We start from the raw sequence: 16,263 nt of genomic DNA, 5'->3' as shown, positions 1-16,263 counted from the left end.
GCACTTTATCCGTTGCCGGTTACAGCGGCGGCCATGGGATCGCCGGCCAGTGCTCCGGCGGTTCGGGGAACCGCCGGGTCGCCAGCAGCCGGTTCACGCGGCGACGGGTGGCCGCAATTTCCTGCCGGGAGAGCAGGGCGGCGAGCTCGGCGCCCAAGTCGCCGGCCAGCTTGTCGCGAAGGGCGCGCAGCGTCTCGACGGCGTCAGCGGGCAGCGGCTGGGACCGCCATTGCCAGAGCACGGTCCGCAGCTTGTCCTCGACCGCGAAGCAGACGCCGTGGTCGACACCGAAGATGTGACCAGCCTTGGTCGGCAGCAGGTGACCGCCCTTGCGGTCGGCGTTGTTGACCACAGCGTCGAAGACCGCGATCCGCTGCAGCCCCGGATGGTCGCTGCGCAGCAACTCGAGGAGATCGACGTCCGGGTCCACCTCCACCCAGACCTGGCAGGCACCCGGGCCGAACGGGCCGTCGCGGAGCACGGTCGGCGGGACGATGCCCCAGCCGGTTGCTTGCGAGACGAGGTACGCCGCCACCTCCCGGTACGCGAGCGTGCCGTCGGGAAAATCCCACAGCGGCCGCTCCCCGGCGATCGGCTTGTACACGCACGGAATCTCACAGCCACCGAGCCGCGCACAGGCGTACAGGGTGGTGTTCGACGCGTCGACGAGCCGCCCTTCCACCCGGAGCTCGCCCTCGGCGAGCACGTGCCGCACTTCGGCGTCGTCGTAATTGGTCATTAGGAAGAGCCGTGCGGCTTGTGACCGTTGGCCCGTGCGCAGATGTGACCGGTCGGGTCGATGGGTTGTCCGCAGAATTGGCAGGTCGGCCGGCCGGCGGCGACGACGGCCAGTGCGCGTTTGGCGAATGCCCGGGCGACCGCTCCGGACATGCGGATCCGCAGCAGCGGCGGGCCGTCGGCGTCGTCGTCCTCGACGAGGATTTCCTCCTCGGCGTCGGGGTCGATGGCTTGCGCTTCGATGACGACCTGCTCAGTCTCCGGATCCCAGCCGAGCCCGAGTGCACCGACACGGAATGCCTCGACAATTGGCTCGTCCAGGGGCGCGTCGTCGTCCAGGTCGGCCGGTGCGACCGCGGGGACGGACGCGACACCGCCGGAGACGCGGACGACTTCGTCGAGCATGGCGTCCAACCGCTCGGCGAGCACCGCGACTTGGGCCTTCTCCAAGACGACGCTGGTGAGCCGATCGTTCTCGCGGACCTGAAGGAAAAACGTACGGTGTCCGGGCTGCCCGACCGTGCCGATGACGACGCGGTCGGGGGTGTCGTAGACGTACACCTCGCGGGGCATGGTTCGACCTTATGGCGTGGCGCGCGGACGGGTGGATCCTCGGGAACGCCGGCGGGCGGCCGGCTCGATCAGGGAAGCGAGATCGCCGCCGGTGTCGTTGACGCGCAGGACGAAGGGGCGGGTGGTGGTGTACCGGACAATGCTGACCGAGCACGGATCGATGATCAGCCGCTGGAATTCGTCGAGGTGCATCCCGAGGGCGTCGGCGAGGACGAGCCGGATCACGTCGGCGTGGGTGCAGCAGAGCCAGGCGGCCTTGGCGCCGAGCCGGGCGTTCCACGCGCGGACGGCGTCCACCGCCCGGTACTGCACGGCCCGCAGCGATTCGCCCTCTGCACCGGGGAAAACCACCGAGCTGGGATGGGTCTGGAGGATCCGCCAGAGCGGATCCTTGGTGAGGTGCCGGAGGTCTCGGCCGGTCCAGTCGCCGTATCCGCATTCGATGACACCGGGCTCGATCTCGATCGGTAGGCCGGTCTGGTCTGCGATCGGTTGAACGGTCTCCCGGCACCGCTCAAGCGGGCTGCTCACGATGGCGGAGAGCCGGATCCCGGCGAGCCGTTTGGCTAAGTCAGCTGCCTGGGCGAGGCCGCGGCTGTCGAGGTGGACGCCGGGCATCCGGCCGGTGAGCAGCCGTCCGGTCGACTCGGTGAGTCCGTGGCGGAGGAAGATGACCGTGGTCACCGGTCAGCCGACGACGCCGGTCTGCTCTTGATGCTGGTACGGCGGGAAGCAGTTGGCGTTCGCCGGGCGGGAATCCTGCCCTGGGTTCGGGCACGAGCTGTGTGCACCGACCGTGCCGGCCAACGCGAGGAGAGCGAGCGCGCCGCAGACGACCAGGATGATGATCCCTGCCCAGAATTGCCACGGCTGCAAGGGACGCGCGGAGGAGAACCGAGCCACGTTCCGCAGTGTATGTGTCGGGTGGATCGGCCCCGCACCGGGCTTGGCCTGCCATGTCGGGTGGATGAGCGCCGCACCGGGCGTCGTCCGGCGTGTCGGACCGGAACCCGTTCGACGGGACGGCGCCGCACGGTAGCGTGCCGTCGTGGAAATCCGGTACCTCGGCACGAGCGGATTGGCGGTCGGGTGGCTGGGCCTCGGCACGGCGTTGTGGGGCCGCGACACCGATGAGCATGAAGCCGCCGAGCAGCTGCGGGATTTCGTGGAGAGCGGCGGACAGCTGATCGACACCGGTGACGCGTACGGCGGCGGTGCAGCTGAAGCGGTGGTCGGCGCGTTGCTCGCCGGCCGGTTTGCCCGCTCCGACGTCGTCCTTGCGGTCAAGACCGGCGGCGGAGCTCCGGACGCCGCGGCCGGCGACGCGGATTTGTCGCGGCGTGGGCTGCTGGCCGCGTTGGATGGGTCGCTGCGCCGGCTCGGTGTCGACCACATTGACCTGTGGCAGATTGACGGCGTTGACCCGGTGACGCCGCTCGAGGAAACCCTGTCGGCGCTGGATATCGCGGTGAGCTCGGGGCGGGTCCGGTACGTGGGGTTGGCAAATTTCTGTGGGTGGCGAACGGCGAAAGCCGCGGCATGGCAGGCAGCCTGGCCGGGCCGCGCACGTTTGATTTCCAACCAGGTCGAGTATTCGTTGCTGCAGCGGGGTGTTGAGCGGGAGGTGGTACCGGCGATGCGGGACGCCGGAATGTCGATTCTCGCGTGGTCCCCGCTGGGCCGGGGGGTGCTGACCGGTAAGTATCGCACCGGGATTCCAGCGGATTCGCGGGCGGCCAGCGACCATCTTGCGGCATTCGTCCAGCCCTACCTTGGCCCGGAATCCACGCGCATCGTGAACGCCGTGTGTACGGCTGCGCAGGGGCTGGGGGTTTCCCCGCTGGCAGTGGCGCTGGCATGGGTGCGGGATCGACCGGGTGTCGGCGGCGTGCTGGTCGGCGCGCGGACCGCGGCCCAGCTGCGCGGGATTCTCGCGGAATGTGACCTGACGCTGCCGGCGGAAATCAGCGCAGCGCTCGACGAGGTTTCCGCGGTGCCGTCTGGATATCCGGAGCGGACGGCCGCTGAGCGGGCGACGGCCGGCCCGTCGCCGGCGTTTTCCTGACATCGTCGATGCTCTCGGATGGTGTTGCTGTGCCGGCCGGCGGCCCGGCGATGGACGCGGTGGGCGGCGGCGGGTTGCCGGGGCCGGGCTCTCCTCGGGTCGGTGGAGTGAGCCGCGACGAGGAGAATGCGGCAGCGGCCGTCCTGCTGGGTTTGCTCGAAACCGCCGCCCGGGACGGTCACACGGTCGTTCCGCTCACTGTGGTTCGGGCTGCCCTCGCCGGCCGGGGCGTCGAGTGTGACGACGCGCTTGAGGGTGCCAGGGCGGATGTCGCGGTTTTCGCCGGGACGCGGCTTGGGTTGCGTCGCTTGCTGGACGCCGAGGATCGCATTGCTCGGGCGGTGGCTACCCGGATGGCGGGCGGCCGGATCGCTCTCGTCGCCGGACCTGCCGGTGAGCGGCGTGACGATCTGGTGACGCAGGTCGGCGGGGATGGCGCCGCGGTGGCGGACGACGCGCAGTCCCTGGATGTTGAAGCCTTTGCCGCATTCTTCGAGAGCTGCGGGACGGACGAGATGGTCGTCCTCGCCGGTGATCCGGACGAGTTGGGCTCCCCCGGGCCTGGCGACGTGTTCGCGAGTTTGCTTGCTGTTGACGGGATTCCGCGATATGACGTGCCGGACGACGGTGCCGGAGCACTGGCGCAGTTGCTGGCCGGAATTCGCCGCGGCGAGCTGCCGCGGATCGAGGATCCGGACCGTCAGGTTGTCGTGGTCCCGGTGGCGAATGCCGCCGAGGCGGTACATCGGGTCTCGCAGCTGTTGGCGACGTCGATTCCCCGGGCGTTCGGCATTCCACCCGCGGAGATTCAGGTGCTCTGCCCGTTGCGCCGAGGGCCGGGCGGGGTGCTCGCGTTGCGGGATGCCGTCGCCACCGTCGGCGCGCCGGCGCCACGGACCATCCACGAGGCCGTGGGTTATCGCTGGCCGGCGGTGGTCGTGGTGTTCTCGCCGGAGTGTGCAGGGGTGTTGACCCGGCAACTGGTGTACACGGCGCTCAGCCGCGCCGAGCGGCACGTGTCGATCGTGCACGGAGTCGGAACGGCTCTTGCCGGGGCCGTTCGCAGTATTGCGACCCGGCCGCGCCGGACGACGCTTCGGGAGCGGTTGACGCAGCTGACAGCCGACCAACGGTTGACGCAGCTGACAGCCGACGGATAGGGGTGATCGGCGAGCCGCGCTGGCTTCTGCGACCTGCCGGCCGGATTAACTGTCGGCCGCTGCGTCGACAAGCTCTGCCAGGCGGATGGGTGCGTCGCTCAGCGGCTGTCCGGTTCCCATTCGAGGTCGTCGCCGAACCCGGCGTCGTCGTCCTCGTCAACGTCGTCTTCGTCATCGTCCTCGTCGACGTCGGACGGCCCGAACGGGGTGACTTCCTCGTACGCCGAGAAGAGCAGGTCGTCGTACGTTTCGGCTGCCGCGGCTAATGCGTCGTACGCCTGCTGGACCCGTGGGTCGTTCTCGCCGGACCGGTTCTCGACGGCGGCGAGGTGGGTGTCGATGGCGGCTTTCAGCGCTTCCGCGGCGGACCGGACGTCCGCAGGGCTCACCGGCATGTCGTCGGTCACGGAGTACACGGTATCGGCCGGCGGCGTCCGGCGCGAGTCGTTTGCCGCTTGGGGACGGTCGGCAGCGTGCGTTTGCCGGCATGGGAGGCTGCGGCGCCTTGCGCTCGCGCGCGGCCTGTCACAGCCGTGGGATCCGGTGGAGGCTTGGGTCTCGTTCAGCGGCATAACGCCGCATCCGCAACGTCCGCTGTCGGACCCGTGAGATCCGGCGGCGGACTGGCTCGGCGCCACGCGGTCAGCACAGGTCGAGGAACCGGTCGAGGACGCGGACGCCGAATTGCAGCGCCGCAATGTTGACCCGTTCGTCAACGGCGTGGAACATGCCGGCGAAATCGAGGTCGGGTGCAAGCCGAAGTGGCGAGAACCCGTATCCGGTAATGCCAAGCCGGGAGAAGGACTTGTCGTCGGTGCCGCCGAATAGGCAGTACGGAATCGGTTTTCCGTCCGGGTCTTCGGCGGTGAGTGCGGTGACCATGGCGTCGACGAGCGGACCGGACCAGGGATTTTCCAGCGCAACGTCGTCGTGGACGATTTCGTATCGGACCCGCGGATGGAGCAGTTTCTCAATGGTGGTGAGGAATTCCTCGCGATATCCGGGAAGGTAGCGGCCGTCGATGTAGGCGTTGGCCGTTTGCGGTACGACGTTCACCTTGTAACCGGCTTCGAGCATGGTGGGGTTGGCGGTGTTCCGGAGGGTCGATGCGACGAGGGCGGTGACCGAACCGAGACGGGGGGCGAGGGCAGAGAGATTGTCGGGGTCTATCGGTTCGCCGAGTGCGGCGCCGAGTGCGGTGAGGAATTCGCGGGTGCAGGGGGTGACGCGGACCGGCCAGTCGTAAGTGCCGATTCTGGCGACGGTTTCGGCGAGGGCAGTGACCGGATTCGCGTCGTTGACCAGACTTCCGTGTCCTGCCCGGCCCGTCGCTGTCAATTTGAGCCACGTCATGCCGCGCTGGGCGGTCTGGACGGGGTAGAGCCGGGTTCCATTGAGGTCAATGGAGAATCCGCCGACTTCGCTGATGGATTCGGTGCACCCGTCGAAGAGGTCGCGGTGATTGTCCACGAGAAACCGGGCGCCCTTGCCGCCGCCGGCCTCTTCGTCGGCGACGAAGGCCAGGACGACGTCCCGTGCCGGCGGGCGTCGTGTGCGCATGCGGTCCCTGACGACGGCCAGGACCATGGCGTCCATGTCCTTCATGTCGATGGCGCCGCGACCCCACAGGTAACCGTCCTTGATTTCCCCGGAGAACGGGTGCACCTGCCAATCGGCCGGGTCGGCGGGGACGACGTCGAGGTGTCCGTGGATGAGGAGCGCCGGCCGGCCGGGGTCGGCGCCGGGCATGCGCGCGACGACACTGGCCCGTCCGGGCTCGGATTCGAGGATCGTCGGGGTCAGGCCGACCTCGGCAAGTTTGGCGGCGACGTACTCGGCTGCCGGCCGCTCCGGCTTGATGGGGTTGGAGGTGTCGATGCGGATGAGCTCGGCGCAGAGGTCGACGACTTCAGCTTCGGCGGTGGTGGTCATCGGCGGCTCCCCTGGTGGTCTGACCCGGTTTCTGGCGGGCCTGTTCCGGTCACTCTGGTATACCGGCGCCGGCTTGCCGGCTTTGGCTTCCGCGGCGCCGCGGCGTCCCCGGCGGGACTGCGCTGGCGACCTCCGGCTTCCCCGGCGGGCCGGCGGCGCGGCTTTGGCTTCCGCGGCGCCGCGGCGTCACGGCGTCCTCCGGCGGGCCGGCGTCATGGCGTCTCTGGCGGGACTGTGCTGGTCCTGTCCCGACCCGCCTACTCCGGGCTCCCCCGGCGCGGCCATGTTCCGGCCTCCCCGGCGCTGCGGCGGGCCTCGTCTGGTGTTCCGGTCTCCCCCGCCGTCCGGCTGCCACGCCGGAGAGTCTTCTCGCGCTTATGCTGGCCTCACCTACCCTAGCCGATCATGCGGGAGCGTTTGGTGAGGCCACGGGTGTGGCGGGTGGTTGCTGCGCCGGGTCGTCCGCGCCGCGTGATTCATGCCCACCTTCCTGCCAGCTCCGGCCCGGCTGATGATCCGTTCGTGCGACCCGGCGATTCCAGTCGGCGTACCGTTGGGTCTCTCCTGCCTGGCGGCTCGGGTATGCGCGCGAAGGGTTGCTCGACTATGCGGTATCGTGTACGCCGATCCCCGCACGTCGGCCGGTCTTCGCGACGCCGACGTCCGGCCGGGGAGAGGTCCGGGTGGCGGAATAGGCAGACGCGCTAGCTTGAGGTGCTAGTGCCCGTTGAGGGCGTGGGGGTTCAAGTCCCCCCTCGGACACAGGGGCGCAGTCGCGTGGTGGGGCGTCGTACGTCGTTGGCGGTCGGCCGGGTCCGCTAGTGGCGCGGTGGCGAGTGCACTCGTCCTTGGCGTTAGCCGGTTGGCGGTCCGACCACGACGAAGGTTTGGCGTTAGGGATATCTGAACGTGAAGACGTCTTTGAGCATTTGGCGGAATCGGCGCATCGCCGCTTCCTCGAGCCGACGCTCGCGAGCCATGTTCATCAGCAGGTCGAAGAGCACCGGTAGATAGCGAACATCGTTTGTAGCGTACCGGATTTGCTCTTGTGTGAGCTGTGCAGTCGTCCAGTCGGAGCATGTCTGATCTTTGATTATCTGGACGGCGAGATAGCGCTCGAGAACTTCACGCAGGGTGTGACCCGCCCGTTCTCGCGGATTGAGCAAGCGAACAAGCTCAAGTGTGCATGCGACGTTTTGCGGAATTACTGACCAGTGGTATACCATGAATCGTAGGTCAAATCGGGCATTGTGAAAGATCTTTAGGATGTTCTGGTCACCCAGAATTTGTGAAAGTCGTTGCGGAGTATGACCTTCGGGTAGTTGAACGACGGCAACTCGATTTCCGCACGCGAGTTGTACCGTGCAAATGCGATCCGCGTACCAGTTGAGACCGGTCGTTTCGATATCCCATCCCGCCTTTCCTGTAGAATAGATATAACGGAGAAAGTCAGGAGTCACATCTTGACTCATAACCTCAATCCGATATCCGTCGTGGTCATCATCGGTGCGTCGCACCCTCGAAGCTGTGGTTGAGCCGTCCACCTGGCCACCGTGGGAGGGCAAGTCGAAAGACTGATCATTGTTACGGATGGTAGTTCCGTGCGTTACCTCGTCTCGGTGCCGACGACCGCTGGTGTCGAGATTACTGATGTCCGACGGTGAGTCCTGGGATGAAGGCGTCGGTGGAGGTTCGGCTTTGCGCCCGTTCGCGTGGCGAGACGTAGATGCCGGATGATTCGTCGCGTGCAGTCGATCTGCGACGTCAGCGTAGTCAGGGTCCTCCGCATAGAGCTTCTCCCATTCGACACGGGCTCGTCGATGTTGACCCATTTTGTCATAGAGGCAGGCTCTTTCGTAGCGAAGAGCACGTTGAAGTTCCGTTGGTCGGTTAACCTTGCGTCGAATCATAGCGTTTAGCGCGTCATGCGCTGCCTCAAGTAATCCTAGTTTGTGTAGCGCTCTGGCGCGACACAGCAGGAGCGCACCGTGTAGCGCAGTTACCTCATCGAGGTCAGGGATCAGCGAAACGACACGCCGAAAATTGTGTTCAGTGGAAGGACGCGCCTCCAACAAAATATCCGCTAGACAAAGTCTGGCACTCATATCTGCAGGGTCGAGGTCGAGGAGCTTCTCGGCGCGTGATATAGCCTCGTCCCATTGCTCCCGCTGCCGATACAGGACCGCCAGGCTCAAGAGGACGCCGCGCTGATTTGGTGTGATCGGGACGGCAACCAGCTTACCTATTGGGATTAGAACAGTAACGTTCACGCGATATTTGGCTAAATACCGGCCGAGTTGCTTGTGTCGTTCGAGGGCTGAGGTGAGCCATGTGGCGGCATTGTCGAATTGTGCGTTGTTGAGTGCGAGAAGCCCGGCGAGATACGCAGCATCGGGTAGCTTTACTGCTTTGCCGAGGTGCTCAAGGGCGAGCTCCTCGTCGCCGGTCAAGTAAGCGCGTGCGCCGTCTACTAATGCCTGTTCTTCTGGTGGTGTGAAGAACCGTCTGACTCGCCCCAATGTGAGGCGCTTGACAAGTGTCGACATCTCATTTGAAGGAGATGTAGTCACGGTTCCCTCGTTCCGTAGTTTCCTCTCTTACTTCCCAGACCTGCCGTGAATCGCTCGAAAGGTGCCGATCACGAAGACGTACCGCGACGCGCGTCTCGCATCGTCCCGTCCAGGTGACCAGTTGTCAGTTCTGCCTTGTTGCTCACGATAAGAGCGAATGCTCAGGGCTTGTTTGCATTCGTCCGCCCACCTCGTCCGGTGCCCGTACGGGGTCAGTATCGAGGAGTCATCGCTACCCTCGCCTTTGTGAAGCACCATTTCGCGCCGTTGGTCGGTCAGGCCGGCGTCAGCCTACCGCGTGGCGCGCGGTGGCGGGCTGGATTTATGAAGAATCTGTAAGCCGATCGAGGCAAGCGGTGTCGTATCTGTGGAGGCGATTCGCCGTTCACGGAACGGTGGTCCATTGGCGCGCATTGCATACATTCGGTGACGCCGGTGCAAGGACACAGCTTTCACTCACAGCTCAAGGTGCCTCGACTCCCCCACGTCATCCGTGCCGGCCTGTCATAGGAGTTCCTGACATGCCTGCGGGGGCCGGTTCGGGTGAACCGGCCCCCGCAGGCGGAGGGGTGTTTGCGGACGGGAGATCGAGAAGAACGGCGACTCGGAAGAAAGCGGGCTTGGGAAGAGCGGGAGCTCGGAAGGCGCGGGCTCGGGAAAGGGAGGGCGGTTGGTACGACTCCGCGGCGTGCACGAATCCTCGTGCCCCGCCGGCTCCCCGCGACGCGGTCGGCTACGTCGCGTGAACTACGTGGTCACGGACGGCGTAACCGAGATACGCGGCGCCCGAGCCACGCGCCGCACCCAGCCCGCGCCGGACGACCTCAGTCGCCTCCGCCACAGGCTTGCTCGTCGCCATGACCGTGGTGCGATCCGTGATCAGACCCGACGCCCAGTGATGCACAGACGCCAATCTCGGCTCCGGCCGATGCTTCGGGCTCGGCTGATTCGGTTTCCTCTGCGGACTCACTCGGCTCGGGGCTCTCTGATTCGCTGGGTTCGGCGCTCTCCGACGCATGCTCCGATGCCTCAGCGAAGCCGCACTCGGAATGAGCGGCTTGCGACACCCACGAACCATGGTTCGGCTCACCACTCTCGTGCGCCTGTTCGCCGCGCGGCGCGCTGTGAGCGACGTCGGAGACGTACGAGCCGTGGTTCTCACCGGGACTACAACTTGGCAGCACAAACCCACTCGCGGACGGCGACGGTGAACTGGTCGGGCTCGCTGACCCGCTCGGCGTGGTCGAGGGCGATGACGTCGGTGTTTCTGAAGCCGACGTCGACGGCGTTGCTGTCGCGGACGGCGACACGGAGGCCGATGCCGACCCTGAGTCGCTCGCCTGGGCGGCCACGACACCGGACGAGTTCGATGATGCGGTGTACAACGTGACCGCCGTACCGCCACCCCCTACGGCAACGACGGCGGCTGCAATCGCCGCAACTTTCACATTGCCGGCCAGGATGGAGAGCTTGAACACGCTGGTCCTCCTTCGGAGCTGCACCGCCGGTGGGGCGGCTGTCGGGCAGGCTTCGCCGGTGAAACCGTCCGCACTCCCCGTGGCGTTACAACCGACTTCGCCCGGTCAGCCATGCTCGCAATCCGATCTGCGGCCGGGCGGGTGCCGCCATGTTCTTCCCGCCGCAGCCCCGCCGAGTTTGCCTTGCCAGCCTCCGCCGCCGGTGGCGCCTAGCTTCCGCGGCCGGGCGGGTGCCGCCATGTTCTTCCCGCCGCAGCCTCGCCGACCCCACGCGGAAGCGACGCATGCACCGGGCAGACTGGTGACCCTATGGATCCGGTACTCCTAGCCCCACCTCGCCTCTCGGCTCAGCGCGCCCGGATCGTCATCGCGACCATCTTCGCGGTTCACGGCGTGGTGTTCGCGACCTTTGCAACCCGCATTCCGTGGCTGCAAGACCGGCTCGGCCTCTCCGCCGGCTCACTCGGCGCCGCCCTGCTCTTCGGCGCGATCGGCGGGCTCCTCGGCATGCCGTTCGCCAGCCGACTGCTTCACCGCTTCGGCGGCCGCCGTACCACCCGCGTGCTCATGGCCGCCTGGTGCATAGCCGGTGCCCTCCCGGTACTCGCGCCGAACCTCGCGGCACTCATCCCCTTGCTCCTGCTATACGGCATGACCTCCGGGATGGCCGATGTGGCCATGAATGCCCAGGCAATTCCGGTCGAGCGGGACCTTGGCAAATCGATCATGTCCGGTCTGCACGGCATGTGGAGCGTCGGCGGCATCGTCGGCTCGGCGGTAGGAGTCGCCGCCGCTCACGCCGGGCTCGACGCCCGGATTCATCTCGCCATCGTCGACGCCGCATTGCTTGTCGTCGCGCTGGGGGCAACGTCGAAATTGCCGGTGAACCTGCCGGACGCCGCCGAGCCGCCGCCGAAACCGTTTGTCGTACCCTCCCGCGGCGTCTTGCTCATCGGCCTGGTCGCGTTCTGCGCGATTTTCGCGGAAGCGGCCTCCTCGGACTGGTGCGCGGTCTACCTCACCCGGATCACCGGTGCCGATCCCGGCATCGCGGCCGCTTCGTACACGGCGTTTGCGTGCACCATGGCGGCGGCGCGGTTCGGGGGCGATTTCGCCGTCCGTCGGCTCGGTCTGCGGTCCACGGTGCGGATCGGCGGCGTGGTGGGAACACTCGGGGCCTTGCTGGTTGTCGCGGCATTTGCTATTGCGCCCACCATCGTCGGCTTTGCGTTGATCGGCCTGGGAATTGCGGTGACATTTCCGCTTGCCGTCGCTGCCGCCGGACACGCCGACCCCATCCCCGCGCGCGGAATTTCCGGGGTGGCGACAATTTCGTACGGCGCCGGCATCGCTGCGCCGGGCATCATCGGCGGTATTGCCGATGCGACGTCACTGCAGGTCTCTTTCGGTGTGGTTGCCGCCGTCATTGCATTCATTGCCGTCGGCGCCCGTTACCTGCGCTGACACCACATCGACTTTCGCTTTCCGCACTGAAGCCGCCGGCTCTGACCGCTACCTGCGCGGAAACGCCCGGCTCTGACCGCTGTCTGCACTGAAACGACCGGCTGCGAAGCAGCCGGCTGAGAGCGTTAGCATCCGTTGCGCGCCGCTGATTCAATCGACGATCGGCTGCCGCTCGGTCCGCAGATCAATGAGCCGTGGGGTGTCGCCGGTCAAATCGAGCACCTGCTGACGGACACCGGTCGCGACCCGCACACAATTACGACCGGCCCGCTTGGCCTCATACAGGGCGGCATCAGCCGCGTCCAGCAGCTCGAGGACCGAGTGGCCGTTCTCCCGGAACGCAGCGACCCCGACGGAGACCGTTACGCTGACGGGATCGCCGTGCAGCGGCGTGTCCACGGTCAAATGCGCGATATGTTGCCGGACACGTTCCGCCGCCACAGCCGCCTGTTCGAGATCCGAACCGGCCAGCAGGATAACGAATTCCTCACCGCCGAACCGTCCGACGAAATCCCGCGGCCGCAAGCCGTGGGTCAGGCCGCCGGCGACCGCGCGGAGCACGTCGTCACCGATGAGGTGGCCGAAACGGTCATTGACCGCCTTGAAGTGGTCCACATCCACCAGAAGAATCGCCACGGACTCGCCGCCGCTGCGCGCCCGCGCGATCTCACGTTCCGCGACTTCACGCCAGTACGCGGCGTTTGCCAAACCGGTTTTCGGATCCGTTCGGGCGGCGTGCCGGAGTTCCGCGATGAGCAAGGTACGTTGAAAAACAAGTACCGGTGGAATCGCGAGTGGAACGGCGTACAGTGCGGTCGCGCATGCCAACGCGACCAGCACGCCGGTGCACGCCTCGGCTGCGGAAATACCCAAATTCTCCCGGTTTTTCAGCAGGGCGAACGGCGAGGTTTTCGGTTTCGTCAGAGCGACCACCTGGCCAACCAACAGCAGATTCACGACGTACCGGACGAGCACGCAACTCGCGGTGGCGGCGAGCGCACGGGGTGAACCGACCAACGTCTCCGGCGTCCAGACAGTGCCCGACCCGAAATATGCCTCGTGCACGCTTGCCGCGACGAAGCCGGCAATCCCGGTGGACGCGATGCTGAAAATCAGTTTCACCGGAGCGCGGCGCACGACACGCACCTGCGTGAACAACAGCACCGGTACGACGACGAGAGCGCTGTACAGCGGCGGGAGCAGAAGAGCGACCGGGAGCGTCCAGACCGCGAGCAAATCGTTGGTGCTTCCGCCGCCATGCGGCCGATGCCACACGAATCGCAGCGACGTCTCGATACTGACAATCGCCAAACCGGTCAGGACGCCGGCCGTGACCAGATCTGTTGTCCGAAAACTGGTGCGCATGCCGCCGGCGATCAGCGCCATGAGGTAGAGCGCGTCCACGGCCAGCACGAAATGCCGAGCCGGCCGGGGCATGGTCGCGAGTGCCCATGCGCGAGGGAGCACGGTCACCCGGCGACGACTCCCAAGGGCTCGAGCCACCGCACCACCCCTAGTGAACGCCCATCCCCCGCCGAACGTCCAACCGCAGCCGGTCGCAGGTTGGCCGGCGGTTGGTTGGTGAGCCGAGCCTACCCCTTCGCACCCTCCGTTGTCTGCTGAGTCGATCTGATGTCGTCTCGTGTCGCATGTTCTATTCGCCGCGAATCTAGCTGTCGTTACTAGATGTGGCGTATCTCGCACACTTGTCGGTTTTTGGTGCTTTGATCGGTTTTTAGTTCGGCTCACGCGGTGCCGAGATAGGTGATGGCGAGCCGACTCGCCTTCGCAGGCACCCGGGAGCCCGGAGTGCGCGAAGGGAGGCGGCCATGCGCGACACGACGTGGATTTGAAGAGAACGTCGCTCCGGCTGATGGCGGAGCCTCACTAGACCGGGCCGCCGGATCGTCCCCCCCACCGATTCGGCGGCCCCTTCCGTTTAGTCGAGCCGTGGCGGCGCCGGCTCGCCGACCACAAAACACGCGATCGCCGCGGCTGCCGCAACGTTGAGCGAGTCCACCCCGGCGTGCATGGGAATGCGGACCCGCAGCTCCGCCCGGTCGAGTGCCTGTTTCGACAGCCCCGGGCCTTCAGCACCGAGCATTAGGGCGATCCGCTCACCGGCCGCAACCCGAAGGGTCCGGATGTCGGTTGCGGCCGGATCAGGGGTCAGGGCAAGCAGACGGAACTGAGCAGCGGAGACGCCGGTCAGCTCATCAGGCCAAGTGTCGAAGCGCGCGTACGGGATCGCGAAGACCGCGCCCATCGACACCCGGACACTGCGCCGATACAACGGATCCGCGCATCGGGGGCTCAGCAGCACGCCGTCCATGCCGAGCGCAGCCGCGCACCGGAAGACGGCGCCGAGGTTCGTGTGGTTGTTGACGTCTTCAAGGACGACGATCCGCCGCGACGTGCGCAGGATCTCCTCGACCGACGAAAGCGGACGCCGAGCGAATGCGGCAAGGGCTCCTCGGTGGACGTGAAAGCCGGTCACCGATTGCAGCACCTCTGGAGCGCCGACGTACACCGGCGCCTCGACGCTGGACAACTGGTCGGCAAGCTCATCCAGCCAGCGGTCGGAGACGAACGCGGAGATCATCCGATACCCGGCGGCCAGCGCCCGCTGGATGACCAGAGCACTCTCGGCGATGAAGATTCCGTGCGCTGGTTCAACCCGTTTGCGCAGCTCGACGTCGGTCAGCGCCCGGTAATCGGCGAGCCGCGGATCCTGGGGATCGTAGATCGGGACGACCTCTGCCACGCCCGCATGATGCCGCACCACGGGTCCGGGCCTGGCGGGGGCGGGATCGAGCCTGTGCGGACGCTGCAACAGCGACGGATCGGCGTCCATGGCGACGCTGCAGCCCGGTCACTCCAGGCGGGCCGCACCTTCCCTGGCAGACAGCGACGGATCGGCGTCCATCCCGGCGCGGCGCCGGTCAATCGCGTACCGTAAAGAAAGGGCGCTGGCAGATCGCGAAGAGCGTCTCGCCGGCATCCGCCCTACCTCCGGCCTCCTCCTGACCGTAGTGAGAGAACTTCCATGAATGATCTGGACCTCTTCTCCCGCCGCCGCGGTGGTTTGATGCGCGGTGTGCGGGGCGCCGTGGCATGGTTCGGCAGCGGCTTTGTCGTCGGGATGGCGCTGGCGCTGCTCTTCAGCACGCTCGTTCGCGCGTTGATCATCGCTGCGGCGATCGTGATCGTGCTGCTTGCCTTGATTCGTACGGCGATCGGTGGCCGGCGTCCCTATTGACGAGCTCATGACGAGTCGGCCGCGGTACGCCTGGCTCGTCACGAGCCAGCCGCGGTACGCTCGGCGCTTGGCACGTAGGCCTCGGTCATTCCGGCCGACGGAAGCTGGGCTGCGAGAAGCCGTGCCCTCGGCAGCTCGGGCGACGCTCCTGGTGCCGGCACGGCCCTCGGCAGCTGTGGCGGAACTCCTGGTGCCGACTCTGCCCGGCGTACGCCAGCGTTTCGGCCAGGCTCTTACCAGGAGGCGAAGAGCTTGGCCGCGACAACCAATCCGACGATGACAATGACCGCGCGGAGCAGGCGCGGCGGGATGCGCCGGCCGACGACCGCGCCGAGTTGCCCGCCAACCACAGCCCCCAAGGCCTCGACGAGCGCAAACCACCAGGCCACCGGGGCAAAGAACGCAAAGAGCAGTGCAGCGATACCGTTCACCAGCGCAGCGAGCACGTTCTTGACAGCGTTGAGACGCTGCAAATCCTCGGGGACGAAGATGCCGAGCAACGCCATCAATATCACGCCTTGTGCTGCACCGAAATAGCCGCCGTAGACGGCGGTCAGTCCGTTCGTGGTGTCAAGGATGGGATCGGTTCGCTGCGGATCGTGTCCGCGTGCGGAGTTGCGCCGGGCGACGATTCTGCCCAACCGCGGCTGGACGAGAACCAGCAAGGACGCCATAAGCACGAGGAACGGCACAATCCGCTCGAACGATCGGCTTGGCAAGACAAGGAGCAGAACCGCGCCGACACATCCTCCGATTAGCGAGGAGACGGCCAGCCGCAGGCAGCGGCGTCGTTGACCACGCAATTCCCGCCGGTAACCGAGGGCGCCGCTCACCGATCCAGGCACCAAGCCGACCGTGTTGGTCACGTTCGCGGCAAGAGGCGAGAGGCCGACGCCAAGCAGAACGGGGAAAGTGAGCAGCGAACCGGACCCGACAATGGTATTCACTGTTCCGGCAACAATTCCCGCACCGAAGACGCCGGCCACATTGAGCAGATTCAGTGCCGGCACGGCACGAGCATAGG

At 66.5% G+C, this 16,263-nt stretch carries 14 protein-coding genes and 1 tRNA gene; 5 read left to right on the top strand and 10 right to left on the bottom strand.

Annotation, left to right across the window (positions count from 1 at the left end; genetic code table 11):
- Positions 1–19: 19 nt before the first annotated feature.
- The 4 genes from ACEL_RS06025 to ACEL_RS06010 are packed head-to-tail and all read right to left on the bottom strand — an operon-like array spanning position 20 to position 2,214.
- Positions 20–739, bottom strand: coding sequence for an SCO1664 family protein (locus ACEL_RS06025; RefSeq protein WP_011720006.1), 720 nt, complete (start codon positions 737–739; stop codon positions 20–22).
- On the bottom strand, positions 739–1,311 hold the full coding sequence (locus ACEL_RS06020) for a DUF3090 domain-containing protein (RefSeq protein WP_011720005.1): 573 nt from the start codon (positions 1,309–1,311) through the stop codon (positions 739–741). Before ACEL_RS06020 ends, ACEL_RS06025 begins: the two co-directional genes overlap by 1 nt.
- A 9-nt stretch (positions 1,312–1,320) precedes the next feature.
- Positions 1,321–1,995, bottom strand: a complete 675-nt coding sequence (locus tag ACEL_RS06015; protein WP_011720004.1) for a histidine phosphatase family protein — start codon at positions 1,993–1,995, stop codon at positions 1,321–1,323.
- Between the two features lie 3 nt (positions 1,996–1,998).
- Entirely contained in the window at positions 1,999–2,214 is a 216-nt protein-coding gene (locus tag ACEL_RS06010) for a hypothetical protein (RefSeq protein ID WP_041834979.1), read from the bottom strand.
- Between the two features lie 145 nt (positions 2,215–2,359).
- Here ACEL_RS06010 and ACEL_RS06005 point away from each other — a divergent pair, with 145 nt between their 5' ends.
- Both ACEL_RS06005 and ACEL_RS06000 read left to right on the top strand, forming a co-directional pair.
- Positions 2,360–3,376: an aldo/keto reductase gene (locus ACEL_RS06005; RefSeq protein WP_011720003.1), complete on the top strand. Its 1,017-nt coding sequence runs from the start codon at positions 2,360–2,362 to the stop codon at positions 3,374–3,376.
- A gap of 29 nt (positions 3,377–3,405) precedes the next feature.
- Positions 3,406–4,536 carry an ATP-binding domain-containing protein gene (locus ACEL_RS06000; protein WP_169303194.1) on the top strand — a complete coding sequence of 377 codons (1,131 nt, stop codon included), beginning with the start codon at positions 3,406–3,408 and terminating at the stop codon, positions 4,534–4,536.
- Positions 4,537–4,634: 98 nt separating this feature from the next.
- On the opposite strand, the gene ACEL_RS05995 is transcribed toward ACEL_RS06000, so the two are convergent.
- Both ACEL_RS05995 and ACEL_RS05990 read right to left on the bottom strand, forming a co-directional pair.
- A complete protein-coding gene (locus tag ACEL_RS05995) occupies positions 4,635–4,943 on the bottom strand; it encodes a hypothetical protein (protein ID WP_202943327.1) in 309 nt (102 codons plus the stop codon).
- Between the two features lie 235 nt (positions 4,944–5,178).
- Positions 5,179–6,468 carry a M20/M25/M40 family metallo-hydrolase gene (locus tag ACEL_RS05990; protein WP_011720000.1) on the bottom strand — a complete coding sequence of 430 codons (1,290 nt, stop codon included), beginning with the start codon at positions 6,466–6,468 and terminating at the stop codon, positions 5,179–5,181.
- A 677-nt stretch (positions 6,469–7,145) separates the two neighbouring features.
- Here ACEL_RS05990 and ACEL_RS05985 point away from each other — a divergent pair.
- Positions 7,146–7,230, top strand: a tRNA-Leu gene (locus ACEL_RS05985).
- 131 nt (positions 7,231–7,361) lie between these two features.
- Here the strand turns inward: ACEL_RS05985 and ACEL_RS11920 are convergent.
- On the bottom strand, positions 7,362–9,038 hold the full coding sequence (locus tag ACEL_RS11920) for a hypothetical protein (RefSeq protein WP_148204555.1): 1,677 nt from the start codon (positions 9,036–9,038) through the stop codon (positions 7,362–7,364).
- A gap of 1,787 nt (positions 9,039–10,825) precedes the next feature.
- Here ACEL_RS11920 and ACEL_RS05970 point away from each other — a divergent pair.
- Complete coding sequence (locus ACEL_RS05970; RefSeq protein ID WP_011719997.1) at positions 10,826–11,980, top strand: MFS transporter; 1,155 nt, start codon at positions 10,826–10,828, stop codon at positions 11,978–11,980.
- A 150-nt stretch (positions 11,981–12,130) separates the two neighbouring features.
- Here the strand turns inward: ACEL_RS05970 and ACEL_RS05965 are convergent, their stop codons facing one another.
- Together ACEL_RS05965 and ACEL_RS05960 are read right to left on the bottom strand one after the other, a co-directional pair.
- A complete protein-coding gene (locus tag ACEL_RS05965) occupies positions 12,131–13,453 on the bottom strand; it encodes a GGDEF domain-containing protein (RefSeq protein ID WP_011719996.1) in 1,323 nt (440 codons plus the stop codon).
- 466 nt (positions 13,454–13,919) lie between these two features.
- Complete coding sequence (locus ACEL_RS05960) at positions 13,920–14,744, bottom strand: TrmH family RNA methyltransferase (RefSeq protein ID WP_041835493.1); 825 nt, start codon at positions 14,742–14,744, stop codon at positions 13,920–13,922.
- Between the two features lie 282 nt (positions 14,745–15,026).
- Here ACEL_RS05960 and ACEL_RS05955 point away from each other — a divergent pair, with 282 nt between their 5' ends.
- A complete protein-coding gene (locus tag ACEL_RS05955; RefSeq protein WP_011719994.1) occupies positions 15,027–15,239 on the top strand; it encodes a hypothetical protein in 213 nt (70 codons plus the stop codon).
- Between the two features lie 233 nt (positions 15,240–15,472).
- Here ACEL_RS05955 and ACEL_RS05950 read toward each other — a convergent pair whose 3' ends face one another.
- The gene (locus ACEL_RS05950; RefSeq protein WP_041835492.1) at positions 15,473–16,240 is read right to left on the bottom strand and encodes a sulfite exporter TauE/SafE family protein; all 768 of its coding nucleotides are present in this window, start codon (positions 16,238–16,240) and stop codon (positions 15,473–15,475) included.
- Between the last annotated feature and the right edge of the window lie 23 nt (positions 16,241–16,263).

The organism is Acidothermus cellulolyticus 11B (assembly GCF_000015025.1).
Taxonomy (GTDB): domain Bacteria; phylum Actinomycetota; class Actinomycetes; order Acidothermales; family Acidothermaceae; genus Acidothermus; species Acidothermus cellulolyticus.
Note: the sequence above shows the minus strand (reverse complement) of the source record. Positions and strands in the feature narration are given on the sequence as shown.

Excerpts from the sequence above, each read along its gene's own strand:
- ACEL_RS06020 (WP_011720005.1), bottom strand. The coding sequence starts at position 1,311 with ATGCCCCGCGAGGTGTACGTCTACGACACCCCCGACCGCGTCGTCATC.
- ACEL_RS06025 (WP_011720006.1), bottom strand. The coding sequence starts at position 739 with ATGACCAATTACGACGACGCCGAAGTGCGGCACGTGCTCGCCGAGGGC.
- ACEL_RS05955 (WP_011719994.1), top strand. The coding sequence starts at position 15,027 with ATGAATGATCTGGACCTCTTCTCCCGCCGCCGCGGTGGTTTGATGCGC.
- ACEL_RS05990 (WP_011720000.1), bottom strand. The coding sequence starts at position 6,468 with ATGACCACCACCGCCGAAGCTGAAGTCGTCGACCTCTGCGCCGAGCTC.
- ACEL_RS05970 (WP_011719997.1), top strand. The coding sequence starts at position 10,826 with ATGGATCCGGTACTCCTAGCCCCACCTCGCCTCTCGGCTCAGCGCGCC.